Origin of the sequence: Spartinivicinus marinus (genome assembly GCF_026309355.1) — a bacterium.
Taxonomy (GTDB): domain Bacteria; phylum Pseudomonadota; class Gammaproteobacteria; order Pseudomonadales; family Zooshikellaceae; genus Spartinivicinus; species Spartinivicinus marinus.
In genome coordinates this window covers 6,175,279-6,198,877 of the sequence record NZ_JAPJZK010000001.1, presented here as the reverse complement: position 1 = coordinate 6,198,877, position 23,599 = coordinate 6,175,279, and the positions used below count along the sequence as shown (strand labels likewise).

Here is a 23,599-nt window from a genome sequence, read left to right as displayed (position 1 = left end):
TAGTCGTATATTTTTTGTAAAAGTGAAATATAGGCGTTATTTATTGGCTATTAGGCAGTAAAAAAATCTGACTGACATTGCTTAATAAAGGCAATGTCAGTCAGGGGTCGAGTGTGATACGCTAGCCTTGTAATAATTGTAATACTTGCTGTGGCTGCGCATTGGCTTGGGCAAGTATCGAAATACCCGCCTGTTGTAGTACTTGAGTTCGTGATAGCTCTGCAGTCTCAGCTGCAAAATCAGCATCTTTTATTCTTGAATTGGCTGCTGATAAGTTTTCAGCAGCAATGGCTTGATTCGAAACGGTTGACTCAAAGCGATTTTGAATCGCACCTAAGTTAGCCCGCTGGATATTAATAGACTGCAAGGCATTATCCACCGAATCTAGCGCTTTTAATGCACCTTCTACTGAGGATACATCGATATCCTTAATAAACTGCCCTGACGATGCCCCACCAAAAGTGCCTGCCTGTAAGCCATGGTTGGTTAAGCCATTGGCATTATTGGTGGTTAATACAATAGGGCTGGCGGACGATAAGCGTAATGAAGACTCATAAGTTGCCTGGGGTTCGGCACCACCAGGGTCGGTATCGACGAGTCCGGTGACAGCGGGCGTTAGTGTAGTATAACTAATGGTAATATTTCGTCCATCTTCCGCCAGTAGTTGTACACCGCCTGTATTACTGCCGGTATCAATTGCCATTACGCCAGTTTGTCCTGCAATAGCATTAATAGCATTGACGACAGTAATCCGGCTTTCTTCGGCATCGGTTGTCGTGGTAATACCAGTAGTAATTACCCCATTAATAGTTATAGTGCCAGTTTTGGCTGCCGGTGTCATAGCAGAACCATTAACTAAATTAGGATTAGGGGTAGCAGTAACCCCGGTACGCTCACTGACTTTATTAATTGCTGCTGCTTTGGTGATAGCACTGCCAGCTTTATTCATATTAGACGCTGTGTCATCCAGGGTATTACCGGCAGGCACAGGAACATCGTTTATTACAATATCGCCATTCATCAAGGCTGGCGCATCATCTTTTGCCGTTGTTGCAGTGTTACCATCAATCGCAGCAAGTGATGATAAAAAGGCCCCTGTACCAGCATAAGTGCCTTCTGCTAATCCTACATTTTGGTTAAGTTGTCCGTCTGGCCCTTGCTCAATTTTGATGGGTGAACCATCTCGGGAAATTAAAGTAAAGCCACCTGCTGCAGTACCATTAAGTTCTTCAGTGGCTGTTGGTGGTGAGCCTGCTGCAATGATACCGCCCCCAATGGCAGGTAAACCGGTTGCAGCTGGAGTTACCCCTGCATTGCCATAAACAAGGGTGATATTACGTCCATCTTCAGCTTCTAAAATAATACCGGATTGATCAGCTCCTGTATTGACTGCCACCACACCTGTTTCTGCAGAGCGCGCGTTAATTGCAGTTATCACGGCATCACGATTAGCGTTACTTGATAAACTGGTGTTAGTTGCTAACGCAATAGTGACGCCATTTAAGAAAATATCCCCTGCTAGAGTTGCGACAACCTGACTAGTGCCTTCAACGGTATTGGTTAATACTTCTGCAGTAACCCCTGTTTCGTCAGATTTAGAGTTGATAGTAGCGATTTTGGCAATGGCACTGGCACTCTTGTTTGCAATCGATGCAGTATCTGCTGTGGTTTTAGAACTGGGGATAGAAATACCATTAATTAATAAATCCCCTTGGGCAATGCTGGAATTAGTGCCTCGGGCACTGACACCAACAGACTGAGAAGCACCTAATTCATCAACCCGTGCACCATCTATACTAAAGGTGACGTTTTCACCTTCATTGGCACCAATTTGAAAGGTGACTTCAGTGAAAGTGCCGTCTAATAACAAGGTACCGTTAAAAGCAGTTTGTTCTGATACCCGTTGAATTTCTTTTTTCAACTGTTGAACTTCGGCATTGAGTGCTTCACGGTCTTGGCCACTGTTAGTGGCATTTGCAGATTGCAGGGAAAGGTCACGAATGCGAAGTAAATTCTCTTTCATGGCTCCCAAGGCACCTTCAGCGGTCTGGGAAAGAGAAACTCCATCGTTGGCATTGCGGATAGCCACATTCAAGCCGCGAATTTGAGCATCAAATCGAGTGGATATAGCAAGCCCTGCTGCATCGTCTTTAGCACTATTAATGCGTAAACCTGATGACAAGCGCTGCAAGGCAACAGCGCTTTCTGCTTGTGAGGTATTTAAATTACGCTGTGCATTTAATGACGGAATGTTGGTATTAATGACTTGAGGCATAACCTCCCTCCTACTAACTGCTTACCCGTGGTGATTACGCCATTTGTTTAACGTAAGCTGTATCTTTGAACGGGTAATTTACTACCGGAGTACCAAGCGTACTTTGGCTGAGGAATTGGGATTCAAAGGCTATGCCAATATAATTGCCAATAAGTTATTGAAATAAATCTTTTATTAAAATCAAATAATTAGATTATTGCTAGGATATTAATAGCTAATCATAACAGGGATGTCAGCATCACTGTCAGTCAAAAGAGGCAGTTTTTTGCCACTTAAGCAAAAAACTGGAGTGATTATTAAATGGCTAAACTGAAAAAAGATAGTTGCTGCTGGCTTTAATCACATAAACTGGTACAAATGTTGTTAGAGGTGCCCTTAATAACGATTTTTAAATAACCCATCAAAGGTACGTCACATTATGTCTGTCGTCAATGATCCACAGGACTTGGAACAATTTGAAACTGCTGTACATTTAATGCAACAAAATCAATTAAATGAAGCCAAAAGACTATTAGTCCAGTTATTGGAAAAAAATCCAGCGAATGCCGCTGTACAACATAAACTGGCAGAAATTTACTTGGCGATAGAACAATATGATACCGCATTGCCCTATCTTTTAGAGGCTGTTCAGTATGATCCAAATAATGCCTATTATTTATATCGACTTGGTTATCTGATGTTAAAAATGGGGCATATTGATCAATCGATAAAATCGCTAACCCTGGCAACTAAAATAGATCCAACCTTGGCAGAGCCTTACCCACTATTGGGTACGCTTTATCAGAACCAGGGTAAAGACCAGGAGGCGTTGAAATGTTATCTAGCCAAAGCTGAGGAAGTGAAAATTCCTGAGATATTTGAAGCAATCGGTCAACTTTATCAAAAGCAAGAGCAATTTAGTCAAGCCCAAACCTATTACACTAAAGCACTTGAGTTGCGTCCAGATATGGCAACTGCTCAAGCAAGTCTGGCCAGTGCGCTAGTTGATCAGTTGCTTCAAGAATGCCGCTATGATCCAGCAACAGCAGCAACAGTTCGTTCGCTTTGTCAGCAACAGGCAAATACGCCTTTGGTTAAACGAACTTTGGCCAACCTTGAAGGGCTAGAAGGAAATTCAGCCAGTGCAATTAAGTATTATCGGGAGGCACTTGAGCTAAAACCAGATGATAAAGCGGTGCGGGCTAACCTGGCAATTACATTATTGCGTAGTGGCCATTATCAAGAAGGCTGGCCATATTTACGTTGGCGGCAAGATTTATCCTCTCATGATCATGGATTTATTAGTAAAACCATTGCAGGGGTTTTAGCACCTCAATGGCAAGGCGAACAAAAACCAGGCATGACATTGTTAGTGACTTCTGAGCAGGGAGTGGGTGATCAAGTACTGCATGTACAACACTTGGTACCTTTACTGAAAGCCGGTATTAATATAGTACTGACTTGCAATGTAAAGCTGGTGAGTTTGTTTCGACGTTCTTTTCCTGAAATAACCGTGTTACCTGATAACGAGCCAGTGCCCACTGATTTACAAAGCCGCATTGATGCCCAAGTTTTTTTATTGGATGTGCCTTATTTGGTTAAGTTGGATCTGCCTAATTATCAAGCGCCTAAGCACTATATAAAAGCACACCCAAAACTAACCCAACAGTTTCGTCAGGATATGATTAAAAATAATAGCCAAGCGCAATATCATATAGGTGTTGCCTGGCAAAGTAGCAGTGGTTCTTCAGGGGCTGGCAAGTCAATTGCACTGCAAAAGCTCATGTCACTATTAACCGTACCAAACTGTCATTTTGTCAGTATTCAGTATGGTGAAGCGGTACAAGAAGCGTTGGATTTAGAAACTAGCTTGATATCTGTGGATACGTCATTTAATCCGTTTGATGACCTAGAAAAGGCTGCGGCTCAAATTGCAGCACTGGATAGAGTGATTTCTGTATCAAATGCAGCAGTGCACTTGGCAGGAGCTTTAGGTATTCCTACTTGGGTAATGACTCAGCATGTGCCGTTATGGCACTGGTTTGAAAAGCGTGAGGATAGCCCTTGGTACTCCTGCGTGCGGTTGTTTCGACAGCCTAGCCATGGTGACTGGGAAAGTGTCATTCAGCAGGTTTGCTATGAGTTGCAACAGTTAACTACAGATTAGCGCTGACTGGCCGATACCAAAATAAATAGCATTAACTAATGGGGAGGCGGTGATATGATCCGGGTATTTATTGGTTATGATCGTGCCGAAGCGGCTGCATTTAATGTTCTTGCTCATAGTATTCATGCTCATGCTTCACAGCCTGTGTCAATTACGCCATTAATGTTGAGTCAGTTGCATAATATCTTTACCCGTGAACGAGATCCTTTGCAATCCACGGACTTTTCTTTTTCCCGCTTTTTAGTGCCTTATTTATGTAACTACCAGGGATGGGCCATTTTTGTTGATTGCGATATGATAGTGAAGGAAGATATTAATGCGTTGTGGTCACTTCGTGACAGTCGCTTTGCTGTACAAGTAGTGAAACATAACCATGAACCAGCAAGCCAGCGAAAATTTTTAAATCATGTGCAGACTCGCTATCAAAAGAAAAACTGGTCCAGTGTCATGCTGTTTAATTGTGAGCGCTGCAAAGCATTGACTCCAGACTATGTTAATCAAGCCTCAGGGCTAGAGCTGCACCAGTTTAAGTGGTTAGGAACTGACGATTTAATTGGTGAATTACCTCGTCGCTGGAATCATTTAGTTGGCTATGATGCCCCTAAGGACGATATTGCGCTGTTGCATTATACGGAAGGTGGCCCCTATTTTGATGAGTATCAGCAATGTGAGTATGCCGAGGACTGGTTTGCTGCCCGTGATCGTATGCTATTTGTGGCCCAGGGGGTTCGAGCAGCAAAATTAAAAAAACATAAAACAGATAAGCATCATGGGGTACATGCAACGACAGCAGCTTACACCCAAAAAGGATAATAAAACGTAGAGGATGTCGAAAAAAATTCTGTTATTAGCCAGCAAACCACTAGGATTGCTGGCATGTAAACAGTTATATCAGTGCAGAACATCCGACCAATTGGTCGTTATCACTTTTACTGATCAACATGATCCCCGCTCATGTTTTGCCAATTTTCAACAATTTACCAAAGACCATGGAATTGAGTTAATCGTTGTTGCCAATCAGCAGGAAACCAATGAGCGGATTACAGCATTGCAGCCTGATTTATGCTTTGTTGTGGGATGGTACTGGTTGATACCTGAGTCGGTATTAAACTTGGTACCCATGGGGTTTATAGGTTTACATAATTCACTACTGCCCAAATACCGTGGCGGCTCGCCCTTGGTATGGACACTGATTAATGGTGACGCTTATGCGGGTTTTTCGTTTTTTGCTTTAACGGCTGGAGTTGATGATGGGCCGATTTGGGCGCAAGCTAAAGTAGCAATTGGTGAAAGTGATACCATTGCAGATTGTTTAGATAAATTAGCTGAAAAATCAATTAACCTACTCGCAGACATATATCCGCAAATAATCTCAGGGCAGTTGCAACCACAACCACAAAACCATGAGCAAGCCAGTTATTGTGCGTTGCGCCGAGCGGAAGATGGACTTATAAACTGGCACTGGCCTGCTACCCGTATGATTAATTTTATTAAAGCCCAAAGTCAGCCTTATCCGGGGGCATTTACTGAAATAGATGGCAAGCAGGTTATTATTTGGCAGGCACAACCATTTCCTTACCCATATTACTCGGTACCAGGGCAAGTACTATTGATTGAAGGTGATCGAGTGACGATTGGTTGCGGTGATGATACTGCAATTGTTGTTGATCAAGTAGAGACTAATGGTCAGTTGTTGCCTGCAAGTGATATTTTTAAGTCAATTAAACAGCGGCTTTAATGTACTCATAGGTTGTTTCTTATGAAAAACTTATTGGAACAAGTCGTTTATTGCTTCTGTTAATCGTTGATCTTTGAACACTTGCTCGAACGACTTGTCGTAATCATCAACGATTTTTTTTATGCCTGGCATTTTTTTCGACCAACATACATAGATATAACCATTTTTGAAATCAGGGCCTGCACTTGAAAGTGCGTATTTTAGTTTAGGGAACTTTTGTCTGTATTGATATTTCAGTACTAATGGGTTTTCAAGGATAAGATCTACTCTTTTATACTCAATTAATTCAAAAAGTTGTTCTATTGAATCGACCTCAACTAAAAAGGTCTTTTTTTCTTTAATAGAATTTATCAGTGTATCACTTAAAGCGAAATTGCGAATTACTCCTACTTTAAGGTTTTCTAAGTCTGATGGAGTTCTTACAAGCAGCTTTTCGGATTGTTTTTTTATAAAGTGGGGACCTGCGTCCAACATTTTCTTGGTAAAATAATAATAGTCTTCTCGTGCTTTAGTATGCCAACAGCCTAATAAAGCATGGTATTTACCCACTTTGGTAAGCGCTAAAGCCCTAGCCCATGGTAAAAAGTCTACGGTGAGTGAATGCCCTAGCGGCTTAAGTGTTTCCTTGACTATATAAGTGAGTATTCCATCATTTTCAACTGTAGGAGAGTAAAAGGGAGGCCAGTCTGAAGTGGCTACTCTAATTTTTTCAGCACATATGCTATAAGATAGCAGCAAACAAATTAATAGTGTTATAACAGGCTTCATACTCTTTCTCCTTATATACTCTTCGCGAATGATTTTTAGGCTTTGTTACCGTCGCTTTTCCCCCCAGTCATTTAGGTTATCTAAACTCCTGGGGCTTCATCGTTCAGTGGTATCGCCTAAATAATCCTTCGCTGTGAGTCTATACCGCTTTCTCTTTACACCAAAAAATGACTCGCAAGTGGTATATTTTAAACTTAAGTAGAAAAAGTAAATATTTGAAAGGCTAAAGTGCGATTTGATTAGGCTAATGCAGTTAGAGGTACTCTTTAATTGCATCCACTACTTGATCAACCGGTACGTCTTTAAAGCAGGGGAGAGTAATGGTTTGTGTTTGTAATCGCCTAGCATTAGGCTGGATACTTTGGTATTTCTGCTGATAATAAGGAGTTGCGCTTAAACAATAGGTACCTAACGTCGTTTCTATCTGCTTTTCCCTTAATGTAAGCACTAATTGATCACGGTTGATGGTTGTAGGCACTTTAAATACGACAGATTGACAGTTAAAGGTGACATTATCAGCGATTGCCTGGGGAATAAAACCAAGTGAAGCGAGTTCATGGATATACTGCTGTCTTACTTTATTACGCTGGATAATAATGTCATTCAGTTTGGGCAGTTGAGCTAAAATCATCGCGGCTTGTAATTCAGACAGCCGATAATTATAACCGGCCACAATAAAATCCAAGGCTATGTTATTTTGACTACCACTAGCACCATGGTTAAGTAGAACTTTTAGCTGTTTAGCCAAATGTTCATTATTGGTTGTAATGGCGCCTCCCTCGCCAGCGGTAATTAGTTTACGGGGGTGGAAGCTAAAACAGCTAAGATCAGCAATCGACCCACAAGGCTGATTATTTTCATCGCTGCCAATGGCGCAGGCGGCATCTTCTATTAACCATAAGCGTTGTTGTTGACACCACTGTTTAATAGAGCATAACCCAGTGGGGTTTCCAAAGCAGCTAACAAAAATCACGGCCTTGGTTCTGGCAGTATATTTATTTTCCAGGTCGCTGAGTTGCAAATTATATGTGTGTAAATCAACATCGGCAAAAACCGGGGTGGCACCACAGTTTTCTACTACATTCGCTGTCGCCGGAAAAGAAAAATCAGCAATAATGACTTCATCACCATGACCTACCCCTAATACAGCCAGTGCAGTACTGAGTGCGGTGGTAGCAGAAGAGGTAGTAAATGCATATTGACAGTTAAGCCGGTGAGTCAGCGTTGCTTCCAGTTGGGCAATATAGTGACCTTTACTGAACTGGCCTGATTGAAAAATCTCAGCAAACGACGTTTCTACATCAGAGAAAGTAACATAAGGTTTAATTAGTCTGATCATTGTGTCTTGTAATCATTTGAGATGGGTATACCATTCGATGGTTCTTGCCAGCCCTTCTTTAAACGGCGTCACCGATGGAGTAATTAAACAATGGAGTTTTTTATTACTGGCCTGATGGGTCATCACATCAGCAGGCCTGGCCGATTTTTTGATAATGTCACCGGTATAATCCATTTGGGTACATAACTCGGTAATGAGCGTTTTGATTGACAGTTGATTGTGACTGGCAATATTCACACTGTCACCGGCAGGTAACACCGAATAGAGTTTAATAATTGCATCGACAGTATCTTGTACATAAATAAAATCCCTGGTTTGTTCACCACTGCCATGTATTTCAGGCGCTTGACCAGCTAAAATACGGTTAATGGTTAAGGGAATAATACTGGCTAACTGTCCTTGGTGGTTTTGTCTCGGACCATAATTATTAAATGGCCTAACAATAAAAGCATCCAAATCAAACATGCGAACATAAGCCTCTACCGCCAGATCTGCAGCGGCTTTACCTGCTGCATAGGTAGTGGTAGGGTTACGAGGGTGTTTCTCATCCATTGGGGTATATACTGCAGTACCATATACTTCTGAGGTTGAAAAATGACAAAGGGTTTTAAACTGTTTCTGGCGTAACAGCTCTAATAAGTTAATAATGCCATGGGTATTGGTGCTAAATGCATCGGCTGGATTAATAAAAGAATAATTTAATGCTTTAGTCGCACAGTTAAACACGGTATCTATTGTATATTCATTAAAGAGAAAGGATAGGGTGGCAGGTATTTCAATATCACCTTGTAAAAATAGTCCGCCTTGATTAATGGCTTTATTCAGATTGGCTGTATTACCTAAAAATAGATTATCAATGGCAATCACTTGTTTTGCACCGGCAGTTAACAATTGGTCAACTAAGTGGCTACCAATAAACCCTGCACCACCGGTGACTAAGATGGTTTGATTAACTAGAGCGTTTCGCATATTTACTTAGCTTTTAGTGATTGTTGTGGAAATAATGGTTGAATGGATTTGCTCACATATTATTGCTGCTGTGAGAGCTTGCTCAACGCCAGGAAATGGGACATAGCTACCCTGACAATTAGCAATAAATGTTTTTAATTCTTTTAATAGTGCTTCTTGTGGTGGTACGGCAACAGACTCCACTGTCGCTGAAATAGTATAAGGTTGGTGTTCATTTTGAAATACTTGAGATTGGCGATTAATGACAATTTCTTTCCTTAATAAATCACAATCAATAAAACGGTCGATACAAGTTGCTTGAATCAGTCTATTTTTTTTCTCAGTTAAACGACTGGCTAGAACTCTTGAAAAAGCGCCATTCTTATGAATAAAGGTAGCGGAAGCGAAACCAACTTTGCCACAGGGCTCAATCAAACCGTTAGCACGAATTTCTGCTACTGGTCCGTTCAGTAACAGTGCGAGATCAATATCATGAACCATTAAGTCAGAAATGACATCAACATCACTGATTCGTGAACTTAATTTATTGGTACGAAAAAAATCGATATTGATTACTTGGCCACTGTTTTGAAGAATATTGTTTAACTCAACAATGGCAGGACTAAATCGCTCAATAAAACCCACTTGAATGGTTAGCTGGTTTTTTTTAGCTAGGTAAGCAATGGATTGGATAGACTTAATACTATCTGTTAAGGGTTTTTCTACAAATAACTGATTCACATACTGACTGCATAACTCAATGTAATAGGCATGGGTCGAGGTGGGGGTGGCAATGACTACTGCATCGACCAGTGGGAGCAGTGCATGGAGGTCAGTTCCACAACGAGTTTGGTATTGGTGGGCTAGTGTCTCCATTCGCTGCTGATGGGTATCAAACACAAATATCAAGTCTACTGCACGCAGCATAGCTAAAATGCGCAAATGATTTTGGCCCATTTTGCCCAGGCCAAGCAGCCCAATACGAATAGGGGGCATTGACTGATTCAACACGTTACTACCTTTTATCATTACTACAGGGTTGACAGTTAACTCGATGGCCAGCTTTATTGACATAACCTATATGACGAGCAGGATTACCTATTACCAGTGAAAAAGGAGCAACATCATGTGTAACCACTGAACCTGCAGCAATCATGGCATATTCACCAATGGTGATCCCACAAATAATAGTGGTATTGGCACCAATACTGGCACCGGTTAATACAACTGTTGGGCTTATTTGCCACTCCTGGTTGAATGCGCGAGGCACTTTGTCATTGGTAAAACATACATGGGGGCCAATAAATACTTCATCATGAATAGTGACGCCATAAAAGATTGAAGCGCTATTTTGAATTTTGCAGCCGTTGCCAATCGTAACATCGTGATCAATATAGACATCTTTACCAATCGTACAATGGTTACCAATTCGGGCATTTTCACGCACTTGGGTATTGATCCAAATGTTGCAGTTTTTACCAATAATTGCGTTTTCATCAATGGTTGCGGTTTTATCAATCATTTGATTATCGGTTATGTTGTTACTATGCACGCGTTTATCTGCAAAATCCTCGGCAATAGTTGGGCCAAAAACAGTCAAGGATTGGGTTGGTTCAGTCTCTTTCAAATTACTCGCGGCTAATAATCTCTATCGGCCAGTGGAACTAATCACTTTAACGATTTGATTAATGGTTGTTTTATCTAAATAAGGATGCATAGGCAGGCTGAACAGGGTTTGAGCTAGCCTTTCAGCCACCGGCATATCCCCTGGTTGATAACCTAAATATTGCAGGGCAGGCTGTAAGTGCAGGGGAATAGGGTAGTAAAGTTGATAAGGTATTTCATGGCTCTTCAGGGCTGCACAAATAGTTGATCGTTGATCCAGGCTGTTGGTTTTTACCGTAAATTGTGCCCAAGCACTTTGTTTTTGATCTGTAGTAAAAGAGTCATTGATACATTGAGTGGCTAAGCCCATTTCTTTAAAAGCCGTGTGATAGTGATCGGCAACGGCTTGCCGCTGTTGCAGTTCATCGGGAAAAATAGCCAGTTTCTCAATTAAGATAGCTGCTTGTAGTGTATCCAAACGACTATTGAGGCCTATTTGGATATGCTTGTTGCTTGTTGATCCTTGCCCATGGCTGCGAATAGAACGTAATGCTGAATCAAGCCTGTCACTGTTGGTAAACAAGGCACCACCATCACCATAGCACCCTAAAGGTTTGGCTGGGAAAAATGAGGTTGTTGTTATGTCATTGGCAAGCGTACCGACTTTTTGTCTATTTAAACTGCCGCCGAAGCTTTGGGCTGCATCTGCAATCACAAATAAATTGTATTGGTCTGCCAGTTGGTTTATGGGTAAATAATTACAAGGTAAGCCGAATAGATCTACTGTAATAATGCCGGCAATACGAGGATTATTTGGCAGCAGGTGCTGGAGTGGCTTTGGCAGTAGTTGTTGATGATGATAAAAGTCACTAATAACTGCCTCTAGCTGAGTATCATCTATAGTAAAGTCATCTGGATTTACATCACAAAACAGTGGAATTGCACCCACTAAAGCAATGGCCTCTGCCGTCGCAAAAAAGCTAAAAGGGGTAGTGATAATGACATCCCCTGGTTTAACTTGTAGTGCATACAGTGCCATGATGAGTGCATCGGTACCTGATGCACAACTAATGGTGTGTTTTACCTTGCAATATGCAGCCAATTGCTGCTCTAGTTCGCTGACTTCTGGTCCTAAAATATATTGACTATGATTGAGTACCTGATTAATACGTTGGGTAATTTTCTTTTTGAGAATGGCTTGCTGCGCTATTAGGTCAATAAAAGGGATCATGTTTGTTGGCTGATTGATAGGAAATGTTGGCAGTAAATCTGAGCACAGCGCTGCTGGTTGGCAAATAACTCATTAATTATATGCTGGTTAAGCCGACTGGCTTGTTGATATTGGTTTGGGTCAGTAGCCAGGTGTAATGCAATATCCCGATATTCATTAACACTGGTTGCTATTGACTGATAAAAGGATTCTGTTGCAATATCTGTAGGAAAATAGGTATTAATTAATGCATCAATTGTAGGGTAATAACTAACATAATTTGGCTGATTAAGCATCACCACCGGTTTGGCTGCCGCCATACTTTCTAGGAGTGAATAGCCACTTCCGCAGGGAAATGAATCGAGAAATATATCAATAACCTGGCAATATAATTTCGAGTTTATCCACCCCACATAATGGCAGCGGGGAGCAACTCCGCGTTCAGTAAAAACCTGTTCAATGGTTGGGTCCAACTCTCGACCCGTAAATAAATAACCAGCGTCTGGGTTAGCCGTTAAAATATCGGCAATACAATTTAGAAACAGTGGGTCATTGAGTTTTTCTTCTCGGGCAATAGTGCCGTATAAACAAGCATAGGGATACTGATGACGTAGTTGTTTTGCAGCAGCTGTTTGGGTTTCATCAAACCAATTAACTGAGGATAGTGTGCCGCCATGCCATTGGATGCCATTGTGCTCGAAGGTCTCTTCTACATGCATACTCGATACATAACCATCAATACTGGGCAGCGAAAAACCATGGAACTTCATCGTCCACCAAATTTGGGTTTTGGCTAGGCGTAAACCAAACGCAAATGACATCTCAGGCACAGACGTTACCCAAACTAGAGTTTGATAGCCTTGAGTATATAAATAAGATTTTACAAATGCATAACGGGCAGAGCGAGGCATTTGCGGGTGCTCAGTTTCAATTTCTATTATTGGTACCTTGAGCGCTTGAAATTGATTGACCATATTGGCGTTGTGGTCGGCGATAGTAATTACCATTGGGCTAATTAATGGTGTAGTTAATTGCTGATGGCCAGCGAGAAAACTAATCAGTGCTTCCACATGGGCGAGGGTGCTGCTGGTATGCAAGATAAAGGCAATTTTAGGCAAGTTATTTTCGGTTAGTGGATTGCCTGCTGACCAGTTTTCACCAGCAATCATTTCGTCAACGATTTTTCGATTACGTTGACCGGCTTCATGTAACTGGTTTTTCCAGCGGATAAATGCCTGCTCAAAATGTGTTTCTGACTCTTCCCGCTTAACATAATGTTGATAAATATAGCCTTCCAGAAAAAAAGCTAAGTCATAATGGTCATATTGAGCTGCTGTCAATAGGATAGGTAGCGCATAATTTTCAAAGACTGCTGTTAGCCACTCCATTGGCTCAGTTTTATTAAAGCTGAGTTTATCAAAGGTAAGCTGGATGATCTTACCCGTTTCAGGTCTTAATTGAGGAATTATCCATTGAGTTAAGGCGTTGGCTAATAAGATTAAATATTGATCGCATTGATTGCGTGTTTTCCCAATAATTGCACACAGGTTATTAATGGCATCGGTATTGGTTGGATTAGCCTGAATTGCTTTAGCAAAATAATCCATTGCCTCGTTAGTATGGCCCTGTAATATTGCCACTACTGCTGCAATATTAAGAGCTTGGTCATTATTGGGCTGCTCAAGCAATACTGGTTGGATGATAGCCAGTGCATCAATATATTGCTGCTGACGGACTAGTTGTTCGGCTTGTTGAATAATATGATCCATATATCCTTGAAGCGCCCAATTGTTTGTATAAAGCATTTATTGTAGTTAGCATTATGCTCCTTTTATATGACCTTTTTGTTATGCGTCATTAGCCTTGTAATAATTGTAATACCTGTTGTGGTAGTGCATTGGCCTGTGACAACATGGCAATACCCGCCTGTTGTAGTACTTGAGTTCTGGCGAGTTCAGCGGTTTCTGCTGCAAAATCTGCATCTTTAATCCGTGAGTTGGCTGCTGATAAGTTTTCAGAGGCCAATGCTTGGTTGGAAACGGTAGATTCAAATCTATTTTGAATGGCACCTAAATTTGAGCGCTGTAGATTAATCGATTGTAAAGCATGATCCACCGACTCTAGTGCACTTAATGCTCCCTCCACCGTAGAAATATCAATGTCTTGCACAAATTGACCAGTTTCAGCTCCCCCAAAAGTACCTGCTTGTAAGCCATGGTTGGTCAATCCATTGGCGTTATTGGTTGTTAGGGTTATTGGTGCGGCAGAATTAAGCCGGATGGATGATTCATAGGTTCCCGCGGTACCTGCAGCGAGTCCTGTATTAACTAAGCCTGTTGATGCAGCTGTTAATGGTGTGCCAGCCGTTGGATAAGTAATGGTAATATTCCTGCCGTCTTCAGCAAATAATTGTACTCCACCTGTATCACTGCCTGTATCAATAGCGATGACGCCAGTTTGACCTGAAATCGCATTGATAGCATTGACCACCGCGAACCGACTGGCTTCGGAGTCAGTTGTGGTATTGATAGTGGATGTTTGAACACCATTAATCGTCAGTACCCCACTGGTTGCAGCAGCCGTCATGGAGCTACCATTCACTAAATTGGGGTTCGGAGTTGCGGTTACCCCGGTTCGTTCGCTGACCTTATTGATTGCGGCAGCTTTAGTGATAGCACTGCTTAATTTATCTTGACTGGAAGCTGTATCATCAAGCGCATTGCCAGCGGGAACAGGCACACCATTAATCACAATGTCGCCATCGCCAAGGGATGGAGAAGCCTGTTTACCTGGGGTTGCGTCTGTATCCACGGCAGCCAAAGAAGATAGAAAAGCGCCCGTACCCGGATAAGTCCCTTCTGCTAGCCCCACGTTCAGGTTAAGTTGGCCACTGGTGCCTTGCTCAATTTTAATGGGGGTACCATCCTTGGAAATTAAGGTAAAACCACCTGACGCGGAAGCGCCTGGTGATGCGGCGGTGATAGCGACTGCACTGGTAATATCAGCCGTCGTACCCACTCCCGCAGTTCCACCGATAGTAGGTAATCCAGTAGCGGCGGAAGTAACATTATCGCCACCACTATTGTTGTATATCAGGGTGATATTTCTGCCGTCTTTGGCTTCAAGTACAATACCAGAAGCATCTTGCCCTGTATTAATCGCCACAACCCCGGTTTGATTGGAAAAAGCATTAATAGCAGATACCACGGCTTCTCGGTTAGCATCGGTTGATAAATTGGCACTTGTTGCCAATGTTATCGTGACACCATTAAGGAGAACATTACCTGCTTTAGTGGCATTGACTTGACTGGTTCCTTCCACTGAGTTTGTTAGTATTTCTGCGGTTACACCGGTTTCATCAGATTTAGAATTTATTGCAGCCACTTTAGAAATTGCGCTGGCACTTTTGTTAGCGACTGAAGCCGTATCAGAGGTGGATTTTGAGCTGGGAATTGGTACACCATTAATTAATAAATCCCCTTGGGCAATGCCGGTGGTAGTGCCGCGGGCGCTGACGCCGACTTCTTCGGAAGCCCCTAATCCATCAACCCGAGCTCCTTCAATATTAAAAGCAATGTTTTCGCCTTCATTAGCGCCAATCTGAAAAGTCACCTCAGTAAAAGTGCCATCCAATAATTGTGTACCGTTATAGTTGGTTTGCTCAGAAACCCGTTGAATTTCTTTTTTTAGTTGCTGCACCTCTGCATTAAGTGCTTCTCGATCTTCTGCACTATTAGTGGCATTAGCAGCTTGTAAAGCGAGATCACGAATCCGAAGAAAGTTATCTTTCATCGCACTTAATGCTCCTTCTGCGACTTGAGCTAAGGAAATACCATCATTGGCATTACGAATTGCTACATTTAGCCCTCGCACTTGGGTATCAAAACGGGTGGAAATAGAAAGGCCTGCAGCGTCATCTCTGGCGCTGTTAATGCGTAAGCCTGAAGATAGCCGTTGCAAAGCAGTGGCATTGGCCGACTGTGATGAATTTAGGTGGCGCTGGGCATTTAACGACGCAATATTGGTATTAATGACTTGTGGCATCACTGCTCTCCTTGTCTATACCCTTCATCAATCGCTTTTAACGCTTGTGTGGCTAAAAACAGTATTTCGGGTATATTTTTCAACCTTGACGGGTTGTTTCGTTAACCTGTAAAAGTGTTAGTGGACAACTGTCTTCGGTTTAATCTCTGGTCTTCGTGGACAATATTTGACTCTCTAATGGCTTAACAAGGACTATGCCAAAGGACTATTTATGCAACTTATTAGGTATAATAAGCTTTGTAAATCAAGTATCTGCTTTTATTTTACGTGAAATAGCTTAAAAAATAGAACCCTGTTGGAGGCAGAAATTTGCCACTAATAAATTGAGTTTTAAGAACTAAAAAATGTAATAAAAAATTAAACTTTTTATTAATTAAGCCGTTAAGGGAATTGTCAATAATGTTGATGTTAGGTGAAATAAATAGAAAGAATAATAACAAGCTAATAATAAAAACTTAATATTAAAAAAGTGACTTATTCTGTCGCGATTAAGTTACGGTTTTATTTCGCTCCACTAACCTTATTAGTAAGGCTGGTGGTGCATTTATTTGTTTACTCATTGTGAAAGCCGTTAATAGACGGTTATAAATAGACGATTATAGATGTGCCACAAATTACCCAATAATATACTCACAGCGAAGGCGAAGAGTATTGGGTAAAGCCTCTCGATCAGCAGGGTAGTATGATCAGAGGTGACTTATGGTTCAGGTTATTAACACCAATATTGCGTCGTTGATTGCACAACGCAATTTAGATCGTGCGGACCGTTTACAAAGCACCGCTCTGGAGCGGTTATCGTCAGGGTTACGGATTAATGGTGCCAAGGATGATGCGGCGGGTTTTGCCATTGCCATTCGCTTTGATAGCAAAATCCGCAGTACGTCTGTCGCCATTCAAAATGCCAACAATGGTATTTCCCTTTCTCAAACCGCCGAAGGCGCGCTCGGCTCTATTACTGAAAGCTTGCAGCGTATTCGTGAGTTGGCGTTGCAGTCAGCAAATACAAGTAATACAGAAGTGGACCGCGGTGCTTTAAATGAAGAAGCCAAGCAGTTGATTGCTGAAATCCAAAGTGTTGCTGTTAATACGGACTTCAATGGTAAAAAACTATTAGACGGTTCTTTTTCCACCACTTTATTTCAAACCGGGCCTGATATTGGTGAAACCATACCCATCGATATTGTTAAAGCAACCACCGACAGTTTAGGCAGTGCCTTAACGGATGGTATTTCATCGACCCGGCCTGCCATAGTTACAGCCTCTTTATCGGGTGATTTACTGATTAATGGCATTTCAGTCGGTGCATCCAGCTCGGTGGATGATAACTTGTCTAGTGTGTCTAAAGATGCCAGTGCAGTTGCCAAGGCGGCTGCCATTAATAAAGTGTCTAGCCAAACTAATGTCAGTGCAACCGTCAATGCCAATAGCGTAGGTTATACCGGGGCGACAGCAACCAATGCCACCGTCAATGGTGGCATCAAAATTAATGGCGTATCTATATCAGTCTCAACCAATACTGCATTATCAGCTGATGTTAATCGGGCGGCCATTGTCACAGTGATTAATAATGTCAGTGGCCAAACTGGAGTTAAGGCTATTGATACAGGCAATACCACTACCGGCATTACTTTGGAGGCCAGTGATGGGCGCAATATTCAATATGATGATAATGCATCTGGACTTGCTGCGGCTGTCGGGGTAGGGCAGGCAGGTGCAGCCACTACCTATGTAGGGACCTTTAGTTTGGTACCAACCAATGGTAAGGAATTTACTGTTGATTTTGGCCGCTCCGAAATTGGCAATAATATTTTTGGTCTTAATGTAGGGACTTTTAGTGGTGGGAACAGCGGAGCAGTGAGCCGACGACTAGTGAGCAGTACTTTAAATGTAGGGGATTTGGTGATTAATGGAACGGCTGTGGGGCAGTCGTTAGCCAGTTCTGATACCGCATCGTCAAGCACAAATGCAGGCAGTGCGATTGCTAAAGCAGCGGCAATTAATGCGGTCAGCACTCAAACCGGCGTGACTGCTCAAGCACTGTCTACCATTGTTTATGGCGGCGCAATTACTACGGGTAATACTCGGAATGAGTCTATCCAAATAAATGGTGTCACTATTAATATTTCATTTAATGCCGCCGATAGTGCCAGTACTATTGTGAATAATGTCATTACAGCGGTTAATAACAGTCAGGGCTCAACGGGGGTGACCGCAGAAACCTTTGGTACTTCATTTCGCTTGGTGGCAAAAGATGGCCGCAATATTATTTTGGAAAATGAATCGGCTAATATTGGCGAAGCAGGTTTTGGTGCTGCAACACTATTTTTTAATAATGCACAAGCAGCCCCCATATTATTACTATCTGCCGGAAAGATTGCCCTAACCACTAATACAGGGTCCATCGCTAATGCTGGTTTTAGGGTGGGTAATTTCGGTAATGTACTATCGGGGCAACTAGTCCAAGATATTGATTTAACCAGCACTACCGGGGCGAACGATGCGATAACTGCAATCGATAATGCGCTTGATCAAATTGCTCTCCAGCAATCCCGGTTAGGGGCTTTTCAAAACCGATTTCAATCGGCTATTGATAATTTATCTATTTTTAATGAAACCCAAACCACTGCATTATCACGTATTCGTGATGCCGACTTTGCTGCTGAAACGGCTAACTTGTCTAAGGCACTGGTATTACAGCAAGCGGGGATTTCCGTGCTGGCCCAAGCCAATGCCAGGCCACAACAGGTTTTAGAGTTATTGCAAGCGGCTGAGTAAACAAACCCTTTCGCACTCCCACCACACCCAGGCATTAACCCTATATGGCATTTTGTTATCAAAAAACATGAACTAATTTTGTATTTTTTGTTAAAGAAATCACATTGATCGCCGTTAACTCAATCAGACAGGTGAGTCGCGATCCATTCAGCAAGCTGCTGGGACCTCGCGTCGACCCTCTGACCATAACCAAGTGATTGGTGATGTAACGGGAGATCAAGCATGCCCCAGATAATAAATACCAATATTGCTTCGCTGAATGCCCAGCGGAACTTAGACTCCTCTCAAGCGGCTACAGACCGAGCTTTGCAACGGCTGTCTTCCGGTTTGAGAATTAACAGTGCTCGGGATGATGCAGCAGGTTTAGCTATTTCGAGTCGTTTTGAATCACAAATTCGTGGTACTTCAGTTGCCATTAGGAACTCCAACGATGGGATTTCACTCGCCCAAACAGCAGAGGGTGCCTTAGCATCAATTACCTCAAACCTGCAGCGGATACGTGAGCTGGCGTTGCAATCAGCCAACGGTAGCAACACTGATATTGACCGCGGCGCACTGAACGAAGAGGTGCAGCAGCTAATTGCTGAAATTGAAAATGTGGCGGTAAAAACCAACTTTAATGGTAAAAAATTACTCGATGGTTCTTTCACTGATACCCGCTTTCAAACCGGTGCCAACTTGGGTGATACCATCGATGTCAGTGTCACTAAAGTCACCACAGATAGCTTAGGTAGTTCTCAAGAGGCAGGTATTTCATCTAACCGGATTGCCGCCAATGCGCTAGCGGCAGGTGATTTGGTGATTAATGGTATTGCGGTGGGCGCTTCATCGGGTGTCGATGACCAGTTTTCAACTGCATCAGAAGAGCAAAGTGCCATTGCCAAAGCCGCTGCTGTTAATAAGGTATCTGACCAATCGGGTATCATTGCAACAGTGGATGGTACTACGGTACAGGGAACTACCTTTGCGTCAGCGGATAAAAACGGTAATGTGAAAATCAATGGCGTCACCATTGAAGTGGCGACAGATGCTGACTTAACCGCACAAGCGAACTTACAAAGTGTTGTCAACTCCATTAATGAAAAATCAGGTCAAACTGGAGTGGTTGCTTCTTTTGATGGTAATGCCACAACGGGGATAACCCTGACTGCAGAAGATGGGCGAAACGTTGTTCTGGCGGATGGAACGGTGGCAGCCAACGCTATAGGGCTTGGGGCTGCAGGCACATTTATCGGTACTTACTCCCTTATTTCTCGTGATGGCTCTGATTTTAGTTTGGATACAACGACCGGCAATATTGACAATGCAGGGTTTGAAGTGGGTACTTTTAGTGGCGTCAATGGTGGTGCGGTAGGCGATGTAGTAGATGCCAACGCGTTAGTGACAGGTGATATTGTCATCAATGGGATTGCCGTTGGACCAACTCAGGCATCGTTTGATACGGCATCTAGTGTGCAGAACAATGCCAGTGCAATCGCCAAGGCTGCGGCAATTAACTTAGTGAGTGATCAAACAGGAGTAACAGCTAAGGCAAATGCAACCTTTGTAGTCAGTGCGGCTATTACAGCGGGTACGGCTGAGAGTGGAGCTGCAACCATTAATGGGACCAGCATCAGTATCTCTTACTCAGATACTGACTCTGTCAGTGATATCCAAAATATTATTGTAACGGCGGTTAACAATGCTTCTGGACAAACTGGTGTTAGGGCAGAAGCGTTTGGTGCAACCCAGTTTAGGCTGATTGCTGATGATGGCCGTAACATTGATGTGACTTCTTTATCTGGCATTACTGCTGGTAACTCAGGTTTTGCAGTGGCAACCACACAAAGCTCTATCTCCTTACTCTCAGCAGGTAAGTTTGAGCTTTCCACTAATACGGGCAGCATTGTTAGGGCAGGCTTCCAAATTGGTACTTTTGGTGGGGGGCAAGATGGGCAGCTGGTTAAGGACATTGATGTTTCAAACGTTGAGGGAGCTAATGAAGCCATTATCTCTGTGGAAAATGCCTTAGCTCAAATCTCAGCACAGCAAGCGGAGCTGGGTGCTGTTCAAAACCGGTTCTTATCAACCATCAATAATTTATCGATCAGTAGTGAGAACCTGTCGGCTGCCAACTCTCGAATCAGAGATGCGGACTTTGCAGCCGAAACCGCTGAGTTATCAAGGGCGCAGGTACTACAACAAGCGGGTATCTCAGTGTTAGCTCAAGCCAACGCAAGACCTCAACAGGTGTTATCACTCCTACAGTAATAACTCAATAATAAAAAAAACAGCCGGACTTGATTAATCAAGTCCGGCTTTAAGCTAAAGGAAAAAAGTTAAATTTATTCAATAATAATTTTTAAAACGTTAACAACAGTAGTCGTACTTAATTAATGATTAATCACTGTAAGTCAATAAAAGGAGATAGAGCAGAGCCAGTAATGCTGTAAATCATTGAGAAGTAAATATAAAAATTGATGATGTATGCTAATTAATATTGATGATGTTTTTGATAACGAAAACATCTAAAATGTTTTTTCCTTATGGCCGCTAACCAACTCAGGAAGGTTAGCCGCGACACTTCAGTCACCTGCTGAGACATCGCGTAGGCCCTCTGACCTGGAATTGTTAGAGGTTAATAAGGAGAACACAGCATGCCTCAGATCATCAACACCAATATTGCTTCTATCATGGCACGTCGTAACTTGGATACCTCTCAAGCTGCTCAAGACCAAGCGCTACAGAGGTTATCATCAGGTTTACGAATAAACAGTGCTAGAGACGATGCAGCGGGTTTAGCCATTTCTTCTCGACTAGATGCACAAATACGAGGAACCTCAGTGGCCATACGTAATGCAAATGATGGGATTTCTTTAGCCCAAACTGCAGAAGGGGCATTGGGATCTATTAGCTCAAATTTGCAACGAATTCGTGACTTAGCATTGCAATCGGCTAATGGCAGTAATACCAGCATTGACCGGGAAGCCTTAAATGCTGAGGTAAAACAGCTGGTCACTGAAATACAAAATGTGGCAGAAAAAACCAATTTTAATGGTAAGAAACTACTGGATGGAACATTTGCAGGCTCTATTTTCCAAACAGGAGCTAACCTAGGGGATACCATCGGGGTAAGTATTACTAAAGCTACTACTGATAGCTTAGGCAGCGCAATAGAGGCGGGTATCTCGTCTAACAGAATAGCTGCAGCTGCACTTACTGCGGGAGATTTAGTGATTAATGGAGTTGCTGTTGGTGCATCTTCTGGTGTAGATGACTCCTTCTCAACGGGTTCTCAAGCACAAAGTGCGATTGCAAAAGCTGCTGCTGTCAACAAAGTATCTGAGCAAACAGGAGTTGTTGCGAAGGTAGATGGTACATCTGTAGCGGGTAACACATATGCGACATCAACTGATAATCAGGGAAAAGGTATTTCAATCAATGGTGTTTCAATCAGTGTTTCGACTGATGCGGCATTATCGACAGAAGCCAACTTGCTGAATGTTGCGGCAGCAATAAATGAAAAGTCAGGGCAGACAGGAGTAGTAGCTTCTTTTGATGGTAATGCAACTACTGGCATTACATTAACAGCTTCTGATGGACGTAATATTGTTTTGGCGGATGGCACAGTGAATACGAGTGCTATTGGCTTGGGAGCTGCTGGTACATTTATTGGGACTTATTCACTTATATCCCAGGATGGCAAGGATATTACCTTAGATACCACAACAGGTGCTATTGATAATGCAGGCTTTGAAGTAGGTAGCTACAGTGGTGTAAATAGTGGTGTAGCTGGTGATAATGTAACAAATGCTGCCTTAGCTACGGGGGATTTGGTAATAAATGGTGTAGCAGTAGGACCAACTCAAGCATCATTTGATACGTCATCGATTGTAGATAGCTCATTTAGTGCAATTGCTAAAGCAGCAGCAATCAACTTAGTTAGTGGACAAACAGGTGTGACAGCTAAGGCCAATACAACTTTTGTGATTAGTGGGGCAATTACTGCTGGCACTGCACAATCGGGAGGGGTTGAAATCAATGGTGTCTCAATTAATGTTTCATATGGGGCTACTAGCTCTGTCAGTGATATACAAAATTTGGTAGTAAATGCCATAAATAATGCCTCAGGGCAAACGGGGGTCAGGGCTGAAGCATTTGGTGCAAACCAGTTTAGACTGGTTGCTGAAGATGGGCGGAATATTCGTGTAGGTGCAGTAACAAACATTACCAATGCTGGTTTTACTGCAACTACAACCACATATAGCTCTGTTTCTTTATTTGCTGGAGATAAAGTTGAGCTTTCGACGAATACAGGACAGATAGGTAGAGCTGGCTTTCAAATAGGTACTTTCGGCGGTGGTCAGGATGGCCAGCTATTGAAAAACTTAGATATCACAACGGTTGCTGGTGCTAATAAAGCTATTCAGTCTGTAGATAATGCCCTTGAACAAATTTCCAAGCAACAAGCAGATTTAGGTGCGATTCAAAACCGATTCCAGTCTGCTATCAGTAACTTAACCATTAATAGTGAAAATTTATCTGCTGCCAATTCGCGGATTAAGGATGCGGACTTTGCGGCAGAAACTGCTGAGCTGTCACGGGCTCAGGTATTACAACAGGCTGGTATTTCGATACTGGCTCAGGCTAATGCCAGGCCGCAGCAGGTTTTATCTCTACTCCAGTAGTGACGTTGCTACAGTAATAGAGGTTGACTTGGCTGTGGGCCGACACCAGGGAACTGGTGTCGGCTTTGGTGTTTGAGAGGTGAT

15 protein-coding genes and 1 pseudogene are annotated in these 23,599 nt (G+C 42.6%); 7 read left to right on the top strand and 9 right to left on the bottom strand.

Going from position 1 to position 23,599, the window contains the following annotated elements:
- Positions 1–121: 121 nt before the first annotated feature.
- Entirely contained in the window at positions 122–2,275 is a 2,154-nt protein-coding gene (locus OQE68_RS27260; RefSeq protein WP_180566882.1) for a flagellin N-terminal helical domain-containing protein, read from the bottom strand.
- A gap of 418 nt (positions 2,276–2,693) precedes the next feature.
- Between OQE68_RS27260 and OQE68_RS27255 the strand changes: the two genes are divergently transcribed.
- The 3 genes from OQE68_RS27255 to OQE68_RS27245 are packed head-to-tail and all read left to right on the top strand — an operon-like array spanning position 2,694 to position 6,159.
- A complete protein-coding gene (locus OQE68_RS27255; protein ID WP_180566883.1) occupies positions 2,694–4,421 on the top strand; it encodes a tetratricopeptide repeat protein in 1,728 nt (575 codons plus the stop codon).
- A gap of 54 nt (positions 4,422–4,475) precedes the next feature.
- Positions 4,476–5,234 carry a glycosyltransferase gene (locus OQE68_RS27250; protein WP_180566884.1) on the top strand — a complete coding sequence of 253 codons (759 nt, stop codon included), beginning with the start codon at positions 4,476–4,478 and terminating at the stop codon, positions 5,232–5,234.
- A 13-nt stretch (positions 5,235–5,247) separates the two neighbouring features.
- A complete protein-coding gene (locus OQE68_RS27245; protein ID WP_180566885.1) occupies positions 5,248–6,159 on the top strand; it encodes a methionyl-tRNA formyltransferase in 912 nt (303 codons plus the stop codon).
- A gap of 30 nt (positions 6,160–6,189) precedes the next feature.
- Here the strand turns inward: OQE68_RS27245 and OQE68_RS27240 are convergent, their stop codons facing one another.
- The 8 genes from OQE68_RS27240 to OQE68_RS27205 all read right to left on the bottom strand — a co-directional run bounded on the left by OQE68_RS27240 (position 6,190) and on the right by OQE68_RS27205 (position 16,073).
- The gene (locus OQE68_RS27240) at positions 6,190–6,927 is read right to left on the bottom strand and encodes a substrate-binding periplasmic protein (RefSeq protein WP_180566886.1); all 738 of its coding nucleotides are present in this window, start codon (positions 6,925–6,927) and stop codon (positions 6,190–6,192) included.
- Between the two features lie 253 nt (positions 6,928–7,180).
- A complete protein-coding gene (locus OQE68_RS27235) occupies positions 7,181–8,266 on the bottom strand; it encodes a DegT/DnrJ/EryC1/StrS family aminotransferase (RefSeq protein ID WP_180566887.1) in 1,086 nt (361 codons plus the stop codon).
- A gap of 12 nt (positions 8,267–8,278) precedes the next feature.
- Entirely contained in the window at positions 8,279–9,235 is a 957-nt protein-coding gene (locus tag OQE68_RS27230; protein ID WP_180566888.1) for a dTDP-glucose 4,6-dehydratase, read from the bottom strand.
- A gap of 6 nt (positions 9,236–9,241) precedes the next feature.
- The gene (locus OQE68_RS27225; protein ID WP_180566889.1) at positions 9,242–10,225 is read right to left on the bottom strand and encodes a Gfo/Idh/MocA family protein; all 984 of its coding nucleotides are present in this window, start codon (positions 10,223–10,225) and stop codon (positions 9,242–9,244) included.
- A gap of 4 nt (positions 10,226–10,229) precedes the next feature.
- Positions 10,230–10,841: an acyltransferase gene (locus OQE68_RS27220; RefSeq protein ID WP_219339911.1), complete on the bottom strand. Its 612-nt coding sequence runs from the start codon at positions 10,839–10,841 to the stop codon at positions 10,230–10,232.
- A gap of 21 nt (positions 10,842–10,862) precedes the next feature.
- Positions 10,863–12,050, bottom strand: a complete 1,188-nt coding sequence (locus OQE68_RS27215) for a DegT/DnrJ/EryC1/StrS family aminotransferase (protein WP_219339912.1) — start codon at positions 12,048–12,050, stop codon at positions 10,863–10,865.
- On the bottom strand, positions 12,047–13,798 hold the full coding sequence (locus OQE68_RS27210) for a tetratricopeptide repeat protein (RefSeq protein ID WP_180566890.1): 1,752 nt from the start codon (positions 13,796–13,798) through the stop codon (positions 12,047–12,049). The genes OQE68_RS27215 and OQE68_RS27210 overlap by 4 nt, the downstream gene beginning before the upstream one ends.
- 88 nt (positions 13,799–13,886) lie before the next feature.
- A complete protein-coding gene (locus tag OQE68_RS27205; protein WP_180566891.1) occupies positions 13,887–16,073 on the bottom strand; it encodes a flagellin N-terminal helical domain-containing protein in 2,187 nt (728 codons plus the stop codon).
- 699 nt (positions 16,074–16,772) lie between these two features.
- Here OQE68_RS27205 and OQE68_RS27195 point away from each other — a divergent pair.
- From OQE68_RS27195 to OQE68_RS27180, 4 genes and pseudogenes are all read left to right on the top strand, one after another.
- The gene (locus OQE68_RS27195; protein ID WP_180566892.1) at positions 16,773–18,848 is read left to right on the top strand and encodes a flagellin N-terminal helical domain-containing protein; all 2,076 of its coding nucleotides are present in this window, start codon (positions 16,773–16,775) and stop codon (positions 18,846–18,848) included.
- A gap of 222 nt (positions 18,849–19,070) precedes the next feature.
- Positions 19,071–19,988: pseudogene (locus tag OQE68_RS31135) on the top strand (flagellin N-terminal helical domain-containing protein); the annotation flags it as partial.
- A gap of 48 nt (positions 19,989–20,036) precedes the next feature.
- Positions 20,037–21,098, top strand: a complete 1,062-nt coding sequence (locus OQE68_RS31130) for a flagellin (RefSeq protein ID WP_434801532.1) — start codon at positions 20,037–20,039, stop codon at positions 21,096–21,098.
- 386 nt (positions 21,099–21,484) lie between these two features.
- Positions 21,485–23,515 (top strand): flagellin N-terminal helical domain-containing protein, encoded by a 2,031-nt coding sequence (locus tag OQE68_RS27180; RefSeq protein ID WP_180566894.1) that lies wholly within the window; start codon positions 21,485–21,487, stop codon positions 23,513–23,515.
- The last annotated feature ends 84 nt before the right edge of the window (positions 23,516–23,599 follow it).

Coding starts and splice junctions, on each gene's coding strand:
- OQE68_RS27260 (WP_180566882.1), bottom strand. CDS start 2,275: ATGCCTCAAGTCATTAATACCAACATTCCGTCATTAAATGCACAGCGT.
- OQE68_RS27255 (WP_180566883.1), top strand. CDS start 2,694: ATGTCTGTCGTCAATGATCCACAGGACTTGGAACAATTTGAAACTGCT.
- OQE68_RS27250 (WP_180566884.1), top strand. CDS start 4,476: ATGATCCGGGTATTTATTGGTTATGATCGTGCCGAAGCGGCTGCATTT.
- OQE68_RS27245 (WP_180566885.1), top strand. CDS start 5,248: ATGTCGAAAAAAATTCTGTTATTAGCCAGCAAACCACTAGGATTGCTG.
- OQE68_RS27240 (WP_180566886.1), bottom strand. CDS start 6,927: ATGAAGCCTGTTATAACACTATTAATTTGTTTGCTGCTATCTTATAGC.
- OQE68_RS27235 (WP_180566887.1), bottom strand. CDS start 8,266: ATGATCAGACTAATTAAACCTTATGTTACTTTCTCTGATGTAGAAACG.
- OQE68_RS27230 (WP_180566888.1), bottom strand. CDS start 9,235: ATGCGAAACGCTCTAGTTAATCAAACCATCTTAGTCACCGGTGGTGCA.
- OQE68_RS27215 (WP_219339912.1), bottom strand. CDS start 12,050: ATGATCCCTTTTATTGACCTAATAGCGCAGCAAGCCATTCTCAAAAAG.
- OQE68_RS27210 (WP_180566890.1), bottom strand. CDS start 13,798: ATGGATCATATTATTCAACAAGCCGAACAACTAGTCCGTCAGCAGCAA.
- OQE68_RS27205 (WP_180566891.1), bottom strand. CDS start 16,073: ATGCCACAAGTCATTAATACCAATATTGCGTCGTTAAATGCCCAGCGC.
- OQE68_RS27195 (WP_180566892.1), top strand. CDS start 16,773: ATGGTTCAGGTTATTAACACCAATATTGCGTCGTTGATTGCACAACGC.
- OQE68_RS27180 (WP_180566894.1), top strand. CDS start 21,485: ATGCCTCAGATCATCAACACCAATATTGCTTCTATCATGGCACGTCGT.